Annotated in this window: 12 protein-coding genes and 1 riboswitch; of the genes, 1 reads left to right on the top strand and 11 read right to left on the bottom strand. The window is 38.2% G+C overall.

What is annotated here, in order from left to right; all coding sequences use genetic code 11:
- Positions 1-2 precede the first annotated feature (2 nt).
- From RUH95_RS03955 to pepV, 11 genes are all read right to left on the bottom strand, one after another.
- The gene (locus tag RUH95_RS03955; protein ID WP_313891535.1) at positions 3-941 is read right to left on the bottom strand and encodes a nucleoside hydrolase; all 939 of its coding nucleotides are present in this window, start codon (positions 939-941) and stop codon (positions 3-5) included.
- Between the two features lie 199 nt (positions 942-1,140).
- A riboswitch (purine riboswitch) is annotated at positions 1,141-1,242 on the bottom strand.
- Positions 1,243-1,562: 320 nt separating this feature from the next.
- Entirely contained in the window at positions 1,563-3,902 is a 2,340-nt protein-coding gene (locus RUH95_RS03950) for a beta-glucosidase family protein (protein WP_313891534.1), read from the bottom strand.
- Positions 3,903-4,037: 135 nt separating this feature from the next.
- Complete coding sequence (locus RUH95_RS03945) at positions 4,038-6,785, bottom strand: glycoside hydrolase family 3 N-terminal domain-containing protein (RefSeq protein WP_313891533.1); 2,748 nt, start codon at positions 6,783-6,785, stop codon at positions 4,038-4,040.
- 140 nt (positions 6,786-6,925) lie between these two features.
- Positions 6,926-9,187: a helix-turn-helix transcriptional regulator gene (locus RUH95_RS03940; protein WP_313891860.1), complete on the bottom strand. Its 2,262-nt coding sequence runs from the start codon at positions 9,185-9,187 to the stop codon at positions 6,926-6,928.
- 89 nt (positions 9,188-9,276) lie between these two features.
- Complete coding sequence (locus RUH95_RS03935; protein ID WP_313891532.1) at positions 9,277-10,122, bottom strand: YtnP family quorum-quenching lactonase; 846 nt, start codon at positions 10,120-10,122, stop codon at positions 9,277-9,279.
- A gap of 171 nt (positions 10,123-10,293) precedes the next feature.
- The gene (trmB, locus tag RUH95_RS03930; RefSeq protein ID WP_313891531.1) at positions 10,294-10,935 is read right to left on the bottom strand and encodes a tRNA (guanosine(46)-N7)-methyltransferase TrmB; all 642 of its coding nucleotides are present in this window, start codon (positions 10,933-10,935) and stop codon (positions 10,294-10,296) included.
- A 4-nt stretch (positions 10,936-10,939) separates the two neighbouring features.
- On the bottom strand, positions 10,940-11,878 hold the full coding sequence (locus RUH95_RS03925) for a diacylglycerol/lipid kinase family protein (RefSeq protein ID WP_313891530.1): 939 nt from the start codon (positions 11,876-11,878) through the stop codon (positions 10,940-10,942).
- Position 11,879: 1 nt separating this feature from the next.
- On the bottom strand, positions 11,880-12,857 hold the full coding sequence (locus RUH95_RS03920; protein ID WP_313891529.1) for a nuclease-related domain-containing protein: 978 nt from the start codon (positions 12,855-12,857) through the stop codon (positions 11,880-11,882).
- Complete coding sequence (gene thpR / locus RUH95_RS03915; RefSeq protein ID WP_313891528.1) at positions 12,857-13,402, bottom strand: RNA 2',3'-cyclic phosphodiesterase; 546 nt, start codon at positions 13,400-13,402, stop codon at positions 12,857-12,859. Before thpR ends, RUH95_RS03920 begins: the two co-directional genes overlap by 1 nt.
- Positions 13,399-14,250, bottom strand: a complete 852-nt coding sequence (gene dat, locus RUH95_RS03910; RefSeq protein ID WP_313891527.1) for a D-amino-acid transaminase — start codon at positions 14,248-14,250, stop codon at positions 13,399-13,401. Before dat ends, thpR begins: the two co-directional genes overlap by 4 nt.
- 2 nt (positions 14,251-14,252) lie before the next feature.
- Entirely contained in the window at positions 14,253-15,659 is a 1,407-nt protein-coding gene (pepV, locus tag RUH95_RS03905; protein WP_313891526.1) for a dipeptidase PepV, read from the bottom strand.
- Between the two features lie 275 nt (positions 15,660-15,934).
- Between pepV and RUH95_RS03900 the strand changes: the two genes are divergently transcribed.
- Positions 15,935-16,156: a DeoR family transcriptional regulator gene (locus tag RUH95_RS03900; protein ID WP_313891525.1), complete on the top strand. Its 222-nt coding sequence runs from the start codon at positions 15,935-15,937 to the stop codon at positions 16,154-16,156.
- Positions 16,157-16,433: the final 277 nt, after the last annotated feature.

The following is a 16,433-nucleotide window of genomic DNA, read 5'->3' as shown; positions in this document are numbered from 1 at the left end:
GCCTAAGCTTTTTTAGATAAATCCGTAATATAATCGAAAAAAGCATTAGAATTTACATCATAAACTACATTTACTGGGCGACCATTTTCTTTTTCTTCCGTACGTCCTTGACTCGGCCCATCTGTATGCACAATACTATTAACTTTTTTCACTTTCACAAGATCACTATTACCAAGAAACGCTGTTGTTAACACATCCCATAAAAAATATGTTGAGTTCGTTGTAAAATGAACTAACGGCGGACACATCGCGTAACATTGGCCAATAAAATCAACACCAACGTGTTTGCGTTCAGATGCCCAACGATTACGTATATCTACTGTAAGAGGAACCTGGCTAGTGCTTTCAAGCGCTACTAAATCAATTTCTATACTACTTTCCCATACTCGTCCAGCTGCTTCTGGGTCCCAAAATACGTTCCATTCTGCACTTCCATCATGTTCAGGCTCCTCTACATTTCCTACATCACGAAATGTGCCACCCATCCATACAAGTCGATCAATTTTCTCTTCAATCGAAGGGTCTTCATCTAGTGCACGGGCAAGATCCGTAAGTGGACCGGTGAATAAAAGAGTAGTTTTTTCGTCTGAAGCGTGAATTGCATCTATCATATGAAGATGCGCTGGTTTCTCCGCTACTGGTGTAACAATCTTTCCAGATTCATTTAATATTGGCAAGGCATCCACAGTGAAAGCATGTAAACGCCAATCTTTAGGAAAAGGATTTTTTCCACGAGAATTTGACTCTGCTACATCTAAACTGCTGCCTTTTCCAAAACGATCCATGATTTTTCGACTTGCAAACATAGCAGGTTCTAAATAACAATCAGCTGGAATGACGGAGACACCAGTAAGTTCAATGTTATCCATTTGTAGTAATAAAAATAGTGAAACAAGATCATCCACACCGCCATCATGATTGAAGTAAATTTTCTTTTTCATTCTTTCTCAATCCTTTCACTTTGAATGTATTTATTGCTTTACGAATGGATCACACTTTATGACACATTAAGAGCGAACAAAGCTCTTGCTTAGTATGATAAAATCTAGAATTAAATATTGCTTAAACGATAAAAAAACGCTCCGATATCGACCGGAGCGTTTGACTATAACAAGAGTAAATAAGAAAGAGTCTCTCTCTTTCATTTAACACTTACCTCGTAGTCAAGCCCTTTACGGCGGCTTGGTAGAAACTTTTGGGCCATATTCCCAATATTATACGACATAATTCTATATTAAATTCAGGTTTATCATAGCAACAATTTAAAGTAGCGTCAATAAAAAATAAACAATTGTTTTAAATTCAAACAATTGTTTATTTTTTGTTTATTAATATATTAAACGATATTTAAGTGAGCTTTAAATTTGGTTCTCCATTTCACAAATTAGTATTGGTAGAAGTCTTCATTAAGTCTATTTTTTTCTAGACCATATTGTAATCAAGTGAAATTAATTTTATATTCCTACCAAACCAAAAAAGAAGCAGGAGATTCGTCCGTAGACAAATCTCCTGCTCCTATTTTTAATTCTTCACGAACTTCATTATTTAACTTCATTTGAACGTTATCGATTTACCCATTTCAACACCGTCAAGATTTGCTTGCGGCTAATTTTTCCGCCGGTAAAGCGGTCGATTTGACGAAACGGCATATTCAAAACAAAGTAGACATTATTCGCTAGTAGGGGTTTATTGACTTTATTAAAAAACTTGTTAAAGAAAAGTACAAGGTGATAGATTGTTTTCCCCAATCCGTTCTTGTATTTAGCTTGAGCAATGGTGTCGTTTAATCCCAAATCCTGTTTCGGGTCCCAATAAGGAGATGGCGGTTCGTAACCCAATAGCTGATTATATTCAGCTGCTGTTACTTCATGAACATGACCGCTAAAATAATGCGGGAATCGCTCCTTCGTATGGTCACTGAAAACGGAATCGCCCTCGAGCGTAATCTGTTCATGCAAATGAATCGACTGTATCGAACTTCCGATTTGAATATCGTAAGCTCCAGGTTCAACTGCCCAATCATGAATCGTCGTATTATAGTATGAAAAATCACGTTCCTCTAGCACTATCGTGACACGCTTGCTTTCACCGGGCTCTAAGAACACCTTTTCAAAGCCTTTTAATTCTCGTTTTGCCCTAAATATGGTGGAATCATGCTTCTGGATGTATAGCTGCGCAACTTCTTCTCCCGCAACCATTCCTGTATTCGTTATGGTAAAGGAAGCCTTATACTGATCAGTCGTTAAATCGCTATATGCAAAGGTAGTATAAGACAACCCATAGCCAAACGGGAATAACACAGGTTTTTCGGCGGTATCAAAATAACGGTAACCGATGAAAATACCTTCAATATGTTCAGCGGTTGCCTCTTTACCCGGAAAATAAGGAGCAGAAGAAACATCGCTATATGTGATCGGGAACGTTTCGCTAAGCTTACCGCTAGGATTGTACTCCCCATGTAAAACACTACTTAACGCTTCGGCGCTTCCTTGTCCAGATAAATAGGTATGAACGATAGCTTTCACATCATGCACGAACGGCATTTCAATGGCTCCACCACCAGCAAGAATCACCACAATATTAGAATTAACTTTCGTCAATGAACGAAGCAAATCCAGCTGGTTCTGGCGCAAGCCAAGGTGTTCACGGTCAACACCTTCCGCTTCGCTGCCTTCATCTAGCCCTAAGAACAGCAGAACGATATCCGCTTGCTTAGCTAACGTAACAGCTTCCTTGAGTAATTGATCATTATTTCCGCCCATCCGTTTGAAACCCTTTGCGTACCCAACAATTGGCAAGCTAGATTGACCCAATACATCGCAGGCATTGGATAGTTTGGCAGGATTAATAAGCGAGCTTCCAGCACCTTGATAACGAGGATATTTGGCAAAATCACCAATAATCGCAACTTTTTTATTCGGACCAAGCGGTAAAATATTATCTTCATTTTTCAATAACACAATCGAACGTTTGGCTGCTTCAACTGCCTTACTATGGTGGTCCTCATAATCAATACTTCGTGTGTCGCTATCGTCTAGTTGGGTGGCAAAGACTAGCTCCAACAGACGATTGACGGATTCATCCAACACTTCTTCAGAAAGTTCACCATTTCCAACAGCTTGCACGATTTCTCGATCCGTAATCCCATTGGTTGAAGGCATTTCTAATTGATTGCCCGCTTTTAACCCTGCAACACGGTCATTATTACCGCCCCAATCCGTAACGACTACGCCATCAAATTCCCATTCTTCATACAGAATATCTTGTAACAAATTCGTATTTTCATTGGCAAACGTGCCATTCACTTTGTTATAAGAGGTCATGATGCTTTTCGGCTGACTGTTCTCTACTACACGTCTAAATCCTTCTAAATACAGCTCTCTTAACGAACGTTCATCTACGACCTCATTAATCGTCATGCGCATATGCTCTTGGCTGTTGACCGCAAAATGTTTTGGACATGCAGAAATACCATTCACTTGAATGCCTTTGACCATCTCGCTCGCTAATTCTCCCGTTAAATAAGGATCCTCGGAAAAGTATTCAAAGTTGCGTCCGCATAACGGATTCCGCTTAATGTTTAATCCAGGACCAAGCAACACACTCACTTTTTCGATAGCTGCTTCTTTTCCGATCGTTTGGCCGACATCATAAATTAATTGTCTGTCCCAACTATTAGCCAACGTTGCCGCTGTTGGGAAACAAGTGGCGGGCAGACTTTTATTTAAACCTAAGTGGTCTGCCTTTCCTCCTTGCTTCCTCACTCCATGCGGTCCATCTGTCAGCATTATAGACGGAATTCCAAGACGTTTAATTGCTTTCGTATTCCAAAAGTTTTCTCCAGACATGAGGGAAGCTTTTTCTTCCAATGTCATTTGTTTAATTAATTCTTTATATCTCATTTTGCACCACCATTTTTTTATTTCTTTATTTATTGAACGAATAATTCATACCCAATTGAAAATCACAAGTTCAATTTATATAGAAAGAAAGCGGACATAGTCCGCCTTCTTTCTAGTACATATCAAAAATACTTGTTAGTTATAAAGGTACGTTTTAAGTGTTGCATATAGTGTGTTATGCATACTAGTTCGTAGGCCTACTGTAACTGCTTCCGGATGCTCTTTATATGCCTTTTCTAAACGTTTTTTATTTTTTGGAGTTGAGAAAATATCCAACATTAAATCATTCCCAGATATAATGGCTTTTTGTGATTCCATAAATCCGAATACTGCATCTGAAGAAACGACGCCCTCAAAGCCCCACTCATCTCGTAGAATGCCATTTAATAGTTCTGGGTTTGCCCATTTTCCATCAATATAAGAGAAACTAGACATTGCACCTGTTACACCAGCTTCTTTTACAGTCATTTCGAAAGGACGCAAATAAATTTCACGGATCGTTTGTTCATCAGCCCATACGAGAATTCCTGAACGTGCATTTGTTTCTTGGTCATTCATCGCAAAGTGTTTCATGAATACCGTAACGTCTTGGTCTTGTGCACCTTTCGTCATATTTGCGCCGATCACACCATTTAATACAGGATCCTCAGACATATACTCAAAGTTTCTTCCACCTAGTGCTGTACGGTGTATGTTAAGACCCGGAGCGTACCAGCCGTGAATTCCGTAAGCTTTCGCTTCTTTTCCGACGACTTCTCCCATCTCGTACGCCAATTCTTTGTTCCAAGTCGATGCAATGACGATTTCAGTTGGATAAGCGCCCGCTTCAAATTTCTTGAAGAAGAAACTAAATCCAGCAGGTCCGTCCATTAAAATTGTTTTTGGAATACCTAGATCGTCAATTGCTTCTGTATGATAAGCACCTCTTGTTACATAATTAATCATTTGCTTTGCAGTGAACTGGTCTAAGAATGCATCCCATTTAGGATCATCGTAATCTAATCCTTTTAAGTCTTCTAATTTAAGTCCATTGTTGGCAGCTGTCGTAGGCATTTCAACATCGTCAATGAACCCATCTCCTTGAACTCTTTCAATCACTTTAGCTGACGCAATTTTTGAGTCCTCTTTATCTGTTGGGTAGGTTCCTTCCCAATCGTTACGAGAAAGAACTGTTAATTCGTTTTCTGATTGCGTAAAACGATTCGTATACGTTGTCCCTGTATCAGCATCTACTTCGTATACAATGTCTCCTGGTAATTCAAAGTCCAATGTACTGTCAATTTCATGAACATTTTTACCAAGTTTAATTTGGTATGTTCCTTTTTCTAAAATGTAGTTTTCATTTACCATATCATAAGAAGCCATATCTCTTGTATCAAACTTGATCGTTAATACTTCAGACTCTCCTGGCTCTAGTGATTTTGTTTTTTCAAAAGTCGCTAAGTTAATTGCAGATTTCTCAATTCCGCCTGGTGTGTAGGGTGCAGAATAATACACTTGAACGACATCTTTACCCGCTACTTTATCGGTATTTTTAACTTCTACTTTTAATTCAATAGAATCATTATTGAGTTGTTGACCAACGACATTCCAATCAAATGTTGTATAACTTAGACCAGAACCAAACGGATATTGAACGGTTTGGTTATAGCCTTCTTCATTTCCTTGATAGAATGTTTCATAGAATCTATACCCTACATAAATTCCTTCTTCATAATTAATATAAGCTTTATCTAAATTCTCATACTGATAATCCCCAAAATTCTCGCTCGCTGGTGAAGTGGAAACGTCATAGACATACGTATCCGTAATACGCCCCGAAGGATTTAGTTCACCAGATAATACTTTAGCAAGTGAATTTGTCCCAAACGGTCCAGGCGTTCCAACCCAAAGAACCGACTGAATACTTGGATACTCATCAACTACTCCTAATTCTAAAGTGTTCCCAGCATTTACAACAATCGTAACATTGCTAAAGTTCTCCGCTACTTTTTTAATTAGATCATGCATGTCATCTGATAACTTTAATTGATCACTACTCACATCTGATGCTTCTACAGCTTCACTTTGAATAATAATCATCGCATTATCAGAGTACTCTTTCGCTTGAGCTAGCGCTGTATCTGTTACATCTGGTTCACCAGCTGCATCATCGCCACTTAACATCCCTTTAACGACTTGTACAATACCTGTTTCAGAATTACCTGATGCACCTTTTAATTCTGGTAAGCCCACGTAGTAGTCATATAACTCCTGATTATAGTTAATTCCTGCATCTTTAAGCGCATCAAATAAATTTATAGCACGAGTTTGGTCTGAAGCACCGGAACCACCCCCGCCGTATTTAAAACTAAATGCAGTAGAACCAAATACGTTTACTTTTTTATCTGCTAATGGAAGTGAATTGTTTTCGTTTTTCAATAAAACGACGCCTTCATTTGCAATTTCTTCCGCAATAACATCGGCAGATTCTCTAGCCTTGATAGCCTCCGTACTTGTTGTGTCAATTGTAATATGTTTACCCGTTATCGTTTCGAGTGTGCTTGTAACGGTTGGTCCTACAGTTAAACCAGTCGTTAGTAATAGTACTGCAACAACCGACCAACCTACAATACGCCTCGGTCTGTTTTTAATTTTCTTGTATAATTTCACTTCTTTTTTCGCTACTTTTCTATCTGTACCACTCAATAATTTCAATTGTTCTTTTCTTTGCCGTTCCTGTTCTTTTCGCAAACGTTTATCGGTTTCGATCGCCGCTTTGCGTTCCGCTTCCGGCATAGCCTTAATTTCCTGTTTTCGTTCTCGGAGCTGATCATTAGCTTCCTTCACTTTTTGTACGATTTCATTTTTATGTGCTTGTTTGGTTTTGAAATAGTCTAACATGCCAATACCCTCCAGTTTTTCTTCTGTCCTTTTAACCTTAATATAGCGCTTACATTTAGACTATGTGGAACTTGCCGAAAAAAAGGCTGAATATTGCGGTTTCCCGACTTTTTACGAAAGCCCTAAAGCAACAATTACCATTAGAGATCGATTTTTTCTAGTTCAATCATAACGATTCCGAATAGCGGAACCTCATATTCAAGTGTGTAATGTCCCTTTATCTTCAAATGTTCACTACTTCTCGAAGGTCGATTGATTGCATTCCAATAGGCAATATCATCAAAAGACAACTTTTCGCATTTCCTTAGTTCAGCAAGATCCAATCGCTGATCTACCTGCTCAGGCGTCAATTGTTGCTTGATCAATCGATATGTCCCTTCCAGGTTTTCTAGTTCAAGCTTTACAAAAATATATGGACTTTTTGCCTTATGCCAATCTAATTCAAATTGTTCACTTTTTTGATTGATAATCTGATGTACCTCTTCTTCTGGATAAACGGTTAAGATACGGTAGTTTTCTTGCCTCTTTGTCACGATACACGAATCACTTTGGAACACAAGCTCTTCATATAAGCGACTCACAAACTCAGTAGCATACCAATTGTCCTTGTAACGCCCATCCAGTGTACATAATGATAACTTACTCGCCAGCTCTTCTGGAAAATACTCAAACAGCTTAGCCGAGTCGAGCGACAGCGGAGGGAAAAAGTGACCTGCAATTTCATGTTGATTCATTAAGCTTATGTATTGCCAAATACTTGCGTTTGCTTGCGCTAAATCCGAATAGGCGTGTAGATAATCATCATGTTCATAAACTAACATTCGGTCCAAAATAAGGTTCTGCGCTTTCATGTTCGCATTCTTACTAATGACCCGAATGTAGGCCTCATCGAATAGATGGTTAAGCGCAGCTTCGAGTGAAATCTTGCGCATTCGTGTCCTGTCATCGATACAATAAATTACATTATTGCAGTCCTTATCGAGCGAAACCGCATCTTCCGGCAGCATAGGAAAATGAACGATAACGTTCTTATAACTTGCAAAAGTTGGAATGGCATCAACTAGCGGCAGACATAACTTTCCGCTATTTTCTAATTCATAGAAACAGCGAAATTCATACATCCAGTCCTGGTTTGTCATATAATTTCGCTGCAGATGGAGATGTAGTTCAGTGATCACCGTTTGAAACGATTCGTTATTATGAAAACCTCGTTGCTCCCAAACATCAAAATCCGTGGATTGAAATTGAAGATAGGGAAACATACCGGCAGACACAATCTGCTTCAACATTCGATCCAACTCTCTAAATGAACAAACAAGCTTGCCTTCGTTCAACTGCACATCGACCTTTTCGAAAATATGCATGACTGCTACCCACTTCACGCCAAGGCGCTCGCGCACTTCGAGTAAACGGCTATCCACTAGTTCGCCTTTTACTTTTAGTACATGATTGACCTTTGAATATCGGCCAATCGTTTTATGTAAATCCACTTGAACCTCGATTCGATCCATCGCAATAGATACAGCACCCGGTAATTCTCCTAAGGGCACATATGGCGATAGTAAAGCTAATACATCTTGAGGCAGCGCTCCATTGGTTCTATTTTGCACCGTCGCTATTTGACTCTCTTCTCGAAATTTAGCAGGTGTTAGTTTATATCTTATTTTAAATGCCTCGTTAAATGAGCGGATATTGGGAAAGCCGTTAGCTAGAGCAATCGTAACAATCTTGTTACTCGTACTTTCTAACATTCGAAAGCTATGAAACAACCGTACCTCTTTGATATAGTTTCCGATTGAAATTCCTAACTGCTTTTTAAAGGAATGCGCCAAGTAGTATTTGCTGCTATAAAATTTTTCAGCAATCTCATCTAAGCTAAGTTTCTCCGAATAATTGACATTGATATACGATATAATTTCTTTCACTTTGTCCGAAGCAGCCTCCGCTTGCTCCTTTTCATCTACTGAGCCAAGATATCGGTATAACAATCCGATTAAATGTTTTGAATATCCCTCGATTATATAATCAGAACCATCTTTCGGATAAATCATTTCCAGGTACAAATACGCCATACTATTTTTCATATGCTCATAGCCATCTTTTTTGTACACCATCGATAGTGGAATATTAAGCTTAAATGGCGGAAACTCCGCTTGATACTCATTAGTTAGAATTTTCACCGTGAGGGTTGCATTCTCTTCACTGCTAATCACACGAACAATATCCCCTTTATTAAAAACAAAAATATCGCCTGTCCGAATCAAAATATCCGAACTATTTCGCGTAATTTCCAGATAACCAGAAAGAACAAACCATACTGTCAACTCTGATATGAGCAGAAAATCCACTTCCTCAATCGTTTCGATTGCGGCCAGTACAATTTGATCAGATCCATTTTTCATTTTATTCAAAGTTAACAACCTCCTCTTCTAAGTTATTCTTATAAACAAAACCACCAAATCGAATGAAACAGATTTGGTGGTTTATTTTTTTAACGCGTGCGTTCTACTTTTTCCACAATTTCTTTCCCGTCCTCTGACCATCTGATCATACGATAAAAAGCATCGTGATAAAAACTAAACCAATACTTATTTTGCAGTGCTTCATTTACCCATTTTTCTTTCGCATATACAGAAGTCATCGGATAATCATCATACGCCAATACCCATAAAGGATTTTGATGCGCATGGGTTGGCATAATATCCGCTAAATGGATAATTGTTTCCCCGTTCTGCTTAAATAAAACAATACTATGTCCATCGCTATGTCCACCTGTATGAATCATTTCAATACCTTCTAACACTTCGATAGAATCGGTAAATGTCACAACTTGAGATTCGATTGGCTCCCAATTTTCTTTCCAATACGTGTTACGAGAACGAATATTAGGGTTTCTCATTTCATTCCACTCAACATCTGACACATAAATTTGCGCATTTGGAAAAACAGAAACAAGTTGCTCGTCATTCCACTTCGTTAATCCACAAGCATGGTCAAAATGCATATGTGTCATAATAATCATATCAATTTCTTCTGGTAAAACTCCAAGTGCCGCCAAATCATCTTCTACTTCTGATTGATACGTAACACCATAGTTTCGAAGCTGTTTTTCAGACATTTTGCCAAAGCCAACACCAGACTCCATTAAAATATTTTTCCCTTTATATTGAATAAATAAAGGATCCGTCGGTAATTCAATTTGATTTTTTTCATTTACAGGATATTTTTTCTCCCATAAAGGTTTTGGCACAACACCAAACATGGCTCCCCCGTCCATGAATGTCATACCGCCTTTAAGCCATGTTAAAGACATTTCGTGAAATTGGAACTTGTCCATACGCCCATCCCCCTTTTTCTAGCTAAATAAGAAAGTATACGCTTTCATACTTAGTCATTGTCTAGCTACAGCGCCTAGCCCCTAGGGGTCAAATGTGAAAAGGTGCTCCTGCGGTTACTCGTCGCAGAAGAACGTGCCTGTCGGGGCAGACATAGGCGCTTCCGCATTTCTTTATAGAAACTTTGCTTCTACTCTATATATCGGTTGCCCCTTCGCAGAAAACTTTTCTTCGTATTCAGTCATAATATTGTCTTCTGGCATATTTGCGTGTAAATCAAGTGACACGTCTTTTATTAACATACCATACGCTGACATACTCGTTAATGAATACTCAAACAATCCGCGATTGTCGGTTTTAAAATGAATTTCTTCCTGATCTACTAATACGGATTCATAAATTTTTAAAAACCCTTCATGCGTTAATCTTCTTTTCGCATGTCTAATTTTTGGCCAAGGATCAGAGAAGTTTAAATACACTCTGTCTACATCATTTTTTGCAAAATAGTTTTCTAAATGTACGCCATTTACTTTAAGTAAACGCAAATTCGGAAGCGGTTGCGCCTCTAACGCATTTTCAAGTGCTGAAACGATCACACTATCATACGATTCTATGCCAATATAGTTGATGTGCGGATTTTGCTTTGCCATACCTACTACAAATTGTCCTTTACCTGTACCGACTTCGATGTGAAGTGGATTCGTATTGCTAAACTCCGTATCCCATTTTCCTTTTAAACTTTCTGGATTGGAAATTACTATTTCAGGGTGAGCTTGTAAAAATTCCTCTGCCCACGGTTTATGTCTTAACCTCATTACACTAACTCCTTTTTTCCTGTTGTTTTGCTAGATTCCAAGCTGTCGGCTTCACTGTAAATAAATACGATTGATCTACGTTCGTAATACAAGAAAACTCCCCATCTACATGGCCGTATACTTGATCATTCATCTTAATCGTAAAATGCTCTGCTTGGAACTGTCTCACTTCTTTAAATTTTGTGTGCTTGCCCATAAATACAGTACCAAAAACTAATAATAACTTCCACCTTGCTAAATTACTTACTACGGTCATTTCGATTAATTGATCATTTGGTTTGGAGCTAGGAGAAATTTTCATTCCACCGCCAAAAAATGGCTGATTGCATACAGATAAAAACCAGACATTTTGAAAATTTTCTACTGTATTTCCAGTTTGAATGGAAAAGGAGAACCGTCTAAATATGAATAATTCTTTCACCAAATATAAAATATACGTTAATTTCCCTAAACCATATGTATTTAACCGTTTTTTCCACTTAGAATGGTTGGAGGAATAAGCTACTTTCGCATCAAATCCATATCCAGCATTATTAATAAAGGGATACTCGTTTTGCTTATCATGTAAAAACCCGACATCCATCTGCTCCAACAAAAAGGAGCTTTCCACATACTGATGCAATTGTTCCACTGTTTTAAAAACCGAAAATGTTCGGCCAAAATCATTTCCACTGCCTGCGGAAATAACTCCAACTCGAACATGGTCGTATCCTATTACTCCAGAAATTATTTCATGAACCGTTCCATCTCCACCGACTGCTACGATCAGCAGCGGTTCCTTGCTACTTTCGGCACATCGCTTCGCAAGTTCAGTTGCATGTGCTTGTCTTTCCGTTACGTGGAAATCATAAGGAAACGAAATATGAACTTTCCATGCTTCCCAAATTTTATTTCCACGCCCATTACCAGCATGCTTATTAATTATAAACACCACTTTATTCATGTCAATCCTCGCTATCTACTTCCCAACCTGCTCTGGAATAAGAGGTTGTTTGTACTAAATCAAGAATCGACTGCGCTGCCTTAAATTGCATATGCTTCATAGGAGATGGCGACGTTTTTATCGCTGCAAACCACTCTGGAAATTTTCTCGCATCGACTAATTGAACATTATAAGCAGAACCTGGATAATCGATATAACCATTTCTAGAAAGAACTACTTTTCGAATAGGCAGCTCAATACCTTCTTTATGAAAAATTTGCGTCACAATGGATTCCATGCGATTCAAACTAATAATCGGGCTTAATATTTTCATTTCTTGTTTGCCACTTTTGCGAAGCCAAAAACGTTCGCTATTTCCGATGAAAGCGTCTAATTTTTCTGCTTCCAGTGCTACGATACAAATTATTTCAGTAGGCAACACAAGAATAATATCTAGCTCAATAGGCGCTTTTTTTAATTTTAAGATAGGATAATAAAACAAAAAATAATTATCCGGGAGTCCTTGCGTAAACAAACGCAATAATGTGTCTCGCATATATTTTGGATCTACATAAGACTTTTCACGTAATGTAGAGCTAGCCCATTTTAATTGAAAATGAAAAAGCTGATCCATATACATTCGTTTAAGCTCTTCTTTTGATTGCGGCTTATATACGATATTTGGTTCAAAATGGAGTGTCGTTGTTTCCTCAGGAATCGCATCTTCCTCCGCTAATAGCTCCGTTTCTTGCCAATCCTGTTCCTCTGAAACAGACTCTTCTTTATTGCGATTGAGAAATTTGGAGAAGAATGATTTCTTTTCTGGTTCTTCTACCTCTTCCTCCATTTGCATCCATTTCGAATCCAACGTACCGTTTTCCCATTCATCTTTTGTGCGCTCCCATTGTTGCTTTTTCAAACGAACAAATTGAGTTGGATATCTTTTTAAATCAATTTGATAGCGAGAAATATAATCCTGAAGCTTTACAAGTTGGGCCATTATTTTACCCTCCTTAGTGGTATTGAACGCACTTCTTCATAACGAGGAGTGCTATTCGGGTTTATCTTATATATCGTAAAACTCTCTGCATGAAAAGCTTGTGTTGCCAACGAAAATTCGTCCGTTAACAACACAGCATTTGATGCCCATTTTTTCGCAATTGTAATATGAGCAGTGAATTCTTTCGAATGAACGACTTCTTGAAAGTCTGACACTACTTGTACCACTTGCCTCTGCAATGACGAAAGCGAATGACTTTCCTCTAATGCTACATAGACAACTCTTGGCGTACTATCGCTGCCAAAATGAGCCAAAGCCTTTGTACATAGTTCAAACGGAACCGAGTCGATCGCTTGCAACGATTGAATCATCTGATCCAATACATGCTGCTCCATATGCCCTAAATAATGTAGTGTAATATGCAAATCTTCTGCTACTGGCAATGTTTTATGTGTTTCATGCAAATTTGTTTTTGCTCTTGCTTCTAAAATAGCACTCGCCACATGCGCAGGTATTTTGATAGCTATAAAATAATGCGTGCTCATATACCAACAGATACAGGGATTTTTTTCTCGAAAGCTTGTTGTAATTTTTCCGTCCATTGTCCACGTGTACCGCTTCCAATCATTTGATCATCTATCGAAACGATCGGCATAACTTCTGCGCTCGTTGATGACATGATAAACTCATCCATTTCAAGTGCTTGTTGCTTCGTAAATGCTTCTTCCACAACAGGCATTCCTATTTCTTCACAGCAAGCGAAAATAACTCTTCTCGTAATGCCATTCAAAATTAAATTATTCGCAGGATGGGTATATAAAACGCCATTTTTAATACCGTACATATTGGATGAAGAACCTTCTGTTATAACTTCCCCTCTATGTAAGATTGCTTCAAAACAATCTTTACTCACTGCTTCTTGTTTTGCAAGAACATTTCCAAGCAAGTTTAATGATTTAATATCACATCTTAACCATCTCATGTCCTCCACAAAGCAAGCTTTCACTCCTGTTTGCAACTGTGATAATGGACGATTCGTTTCTTTCGTATAAGCAGTCAGGACAGATTCAACTGCTGGAGTCGGGAAGTTATGCTGTCTCGGGCTTGTTCCACGCGTTACTTGCAAATATATTTGTCCATTTTTCACTTCATTTAATTCGATTAACTCATATAACATTTTGTGCAATACGTCTTTTGTATATGGAATTACTAATTGAATTTTATCTGCACTTTCATACAAACGGTCTATATGCTCGGTAGCCGTAAATACATCGCCATTATAGATTTTAATCACTTCATAAACACCGTCGCCAAATTGGTATCCTCTATCTTCAAACCCAATTTTCACATCTTCTTCATTTATAATTCGATCATTCCATAATATTTTCACCATATTCACTCACCCTCTCCTGATGTTGTGCCTGCAAGCTCTACTATTGCATCTGCATAAATTGCAGTCGCTTTGATCAAATCTTCTATGTCTACATATTCATCCACTTGATGAGCATAATCGTCTCTGCCTGGGAAAAGCATACCAAATGCAACGCCTTTTTCTAATACTCGTGCATACGTTCCTCCACCAATTGATAAAAGTGTTGCTTCTTCACCAGTTTGTCTTTCATACACTTTTTGCAACGTTTTAATGAGTACATCCTCTTTATCGACATAATGCGGCTTAGAATTAGTGCCTAAATCTAACGTAATGCCCGTATTTTGAAGGGCTTTTCTACATGCAGCTAGCTTTTCTTCAAATGGATACGTAACAGAATATCGCATACTTACTTGCGTACAAGATCCTTGTTCTGGTGCGTAATGAATAACACCTGGGTTTAATGTAGTATCTCCTGAAACTTCATCTGTAAAGTTTAAAGCTAATGCACGTCCTCTACTCTCAGCTCCAAAACCTCCTACTAAAAAGTCGACGAACGCTTTTGAATGAGGTGTTAAGTTAATTGTTTGTAAGAATTTCGCAAGATGAATCGCTGCATTTACACCTGCATCTGGTTCCATTGCATGCGCAGATTTTCCGTGTACTAATACTTTCACTGTGGGACCTTGTGGTGCAACCTCCCCTGTAATGCCATGCTCACTAGCAAAAGCATCGAACTTTTCTTTAATCGTAATAAGCCCACCAAAAACAAATGCAAATGCTTCATCTGGCACCATATTTGTTCGCTTTCCTGCTTGGAAAAATTGAATTGTTTCCGTTTCGGTAGAGCCAGTTTGTGTAAAGATTAAGCTCGCGATGCCTTTTTCCGCATTAATAATAGGGAAATCCGCATCCGGTGCAAAGCCTAATTGTGGCATTTGCTCTTTTTCAAAATATCTAGTTACACAACGAAAACCACTTTCTTCATCCGTTCCGATAATTAATCGAACTTTTTTAGAAAGCTTAATACCCGATTCCTTCACTAACTTCATCGCCATCCATGCAGCAATAGTTGGACCTTTATCATCTATTGATCCACGACCATATAATTTCCCGTCTGCAACAACACCTTCATATGGTGGATACGTCCAACCCTTTCCTTCTGGTACAACGTCCACATGACAAAGAATACCTAAAATATCTTCGCCTTCTCCCATTTCAATATGCCCAGCCATATTATCAACATTTTTTGTAATGAAGCCTTCTTTTTCTCCTTCGCTTAACAAATGGTTAAGTGCTTCTAAAGGTTTTGGACCAAAAGGCATCTCATCAGTTGCTTGATCCTCTTGCAAAACACTTGGTATTTGAATTAATGCTTGTAACTCACTAATAATCATTTCTTTTTTCTCTTCAGCTAATGCTAACCAATTCATTGTTTAGACCTCCAATAATAGCTTAATACTCTCATTTTACACTTATTTAGCGCTGTCGTCTTTGTTAAATTATCGAAATTTTTTATTAAGCTTTTGTAAAATAATTGATTATTATAGAAATTTCAATAAAAATCTATTATAATTAAATTGTCAGATAACATTTAGCTGACCAACACAATAGAAAAGGGGCTGTAAATTGCAATTATTCTGTTGCTTTTCACCCATGTCGTCCGCTGGTCTAGTCAAGAGATATGATGATAAAGGAGTGGTTACTTATGAAACCTACTACTGATCGGATGCTAAATCGAATTAAAGATATGTATATGTTCATCCGAGATAATGGAACAGTTACAACACAGGATTTAGTTGATGAGTTTGGCATCACACCTCGCACCATTCAACGCGATTTGAATGTACTTGCTTTTAATGACTTAGTCATTAGCCCAACGAGGGGTAAATGGACTACGACGAACAAACGAGTTAAAATGACATCTTAGAGCGTACCTATACAAAAAAAGACAGAGGCTATCCAAGAAATCGACGTTGCGTCGGCTTCTTAGATAGCCTCTGTCTAGTTGATTAGTTAAAATAACACGTCTGTTGATTTTCCTATTTCCGGAAAATTTGTGCTAATAGAAAAAAACGAATACCTTTTAATACTAAAACACTTGTTTTCGACTTGCTTTACTTCCCCATTCGTTTTCTACATAAAGTGTGTTTTAAAAAATAGTCACTATGCCTCCGCGCTTGCCGCACCTTGCATGAGCCAACTTG

The sequence above is a fragment of the Psychrobacillus sp. genome (assembly GCF_032154225.1).
Taxonomy (GTDB): domain Bacteria; phylum Bacillota; class Bacilli; order Bacillales_A; family Planococcaceae; genus Psychrobacillus.
Note: the sequence above shows the minus strand (reverse complement) of the source record. Positions and strands in the feature narration are given on the sequence as shown.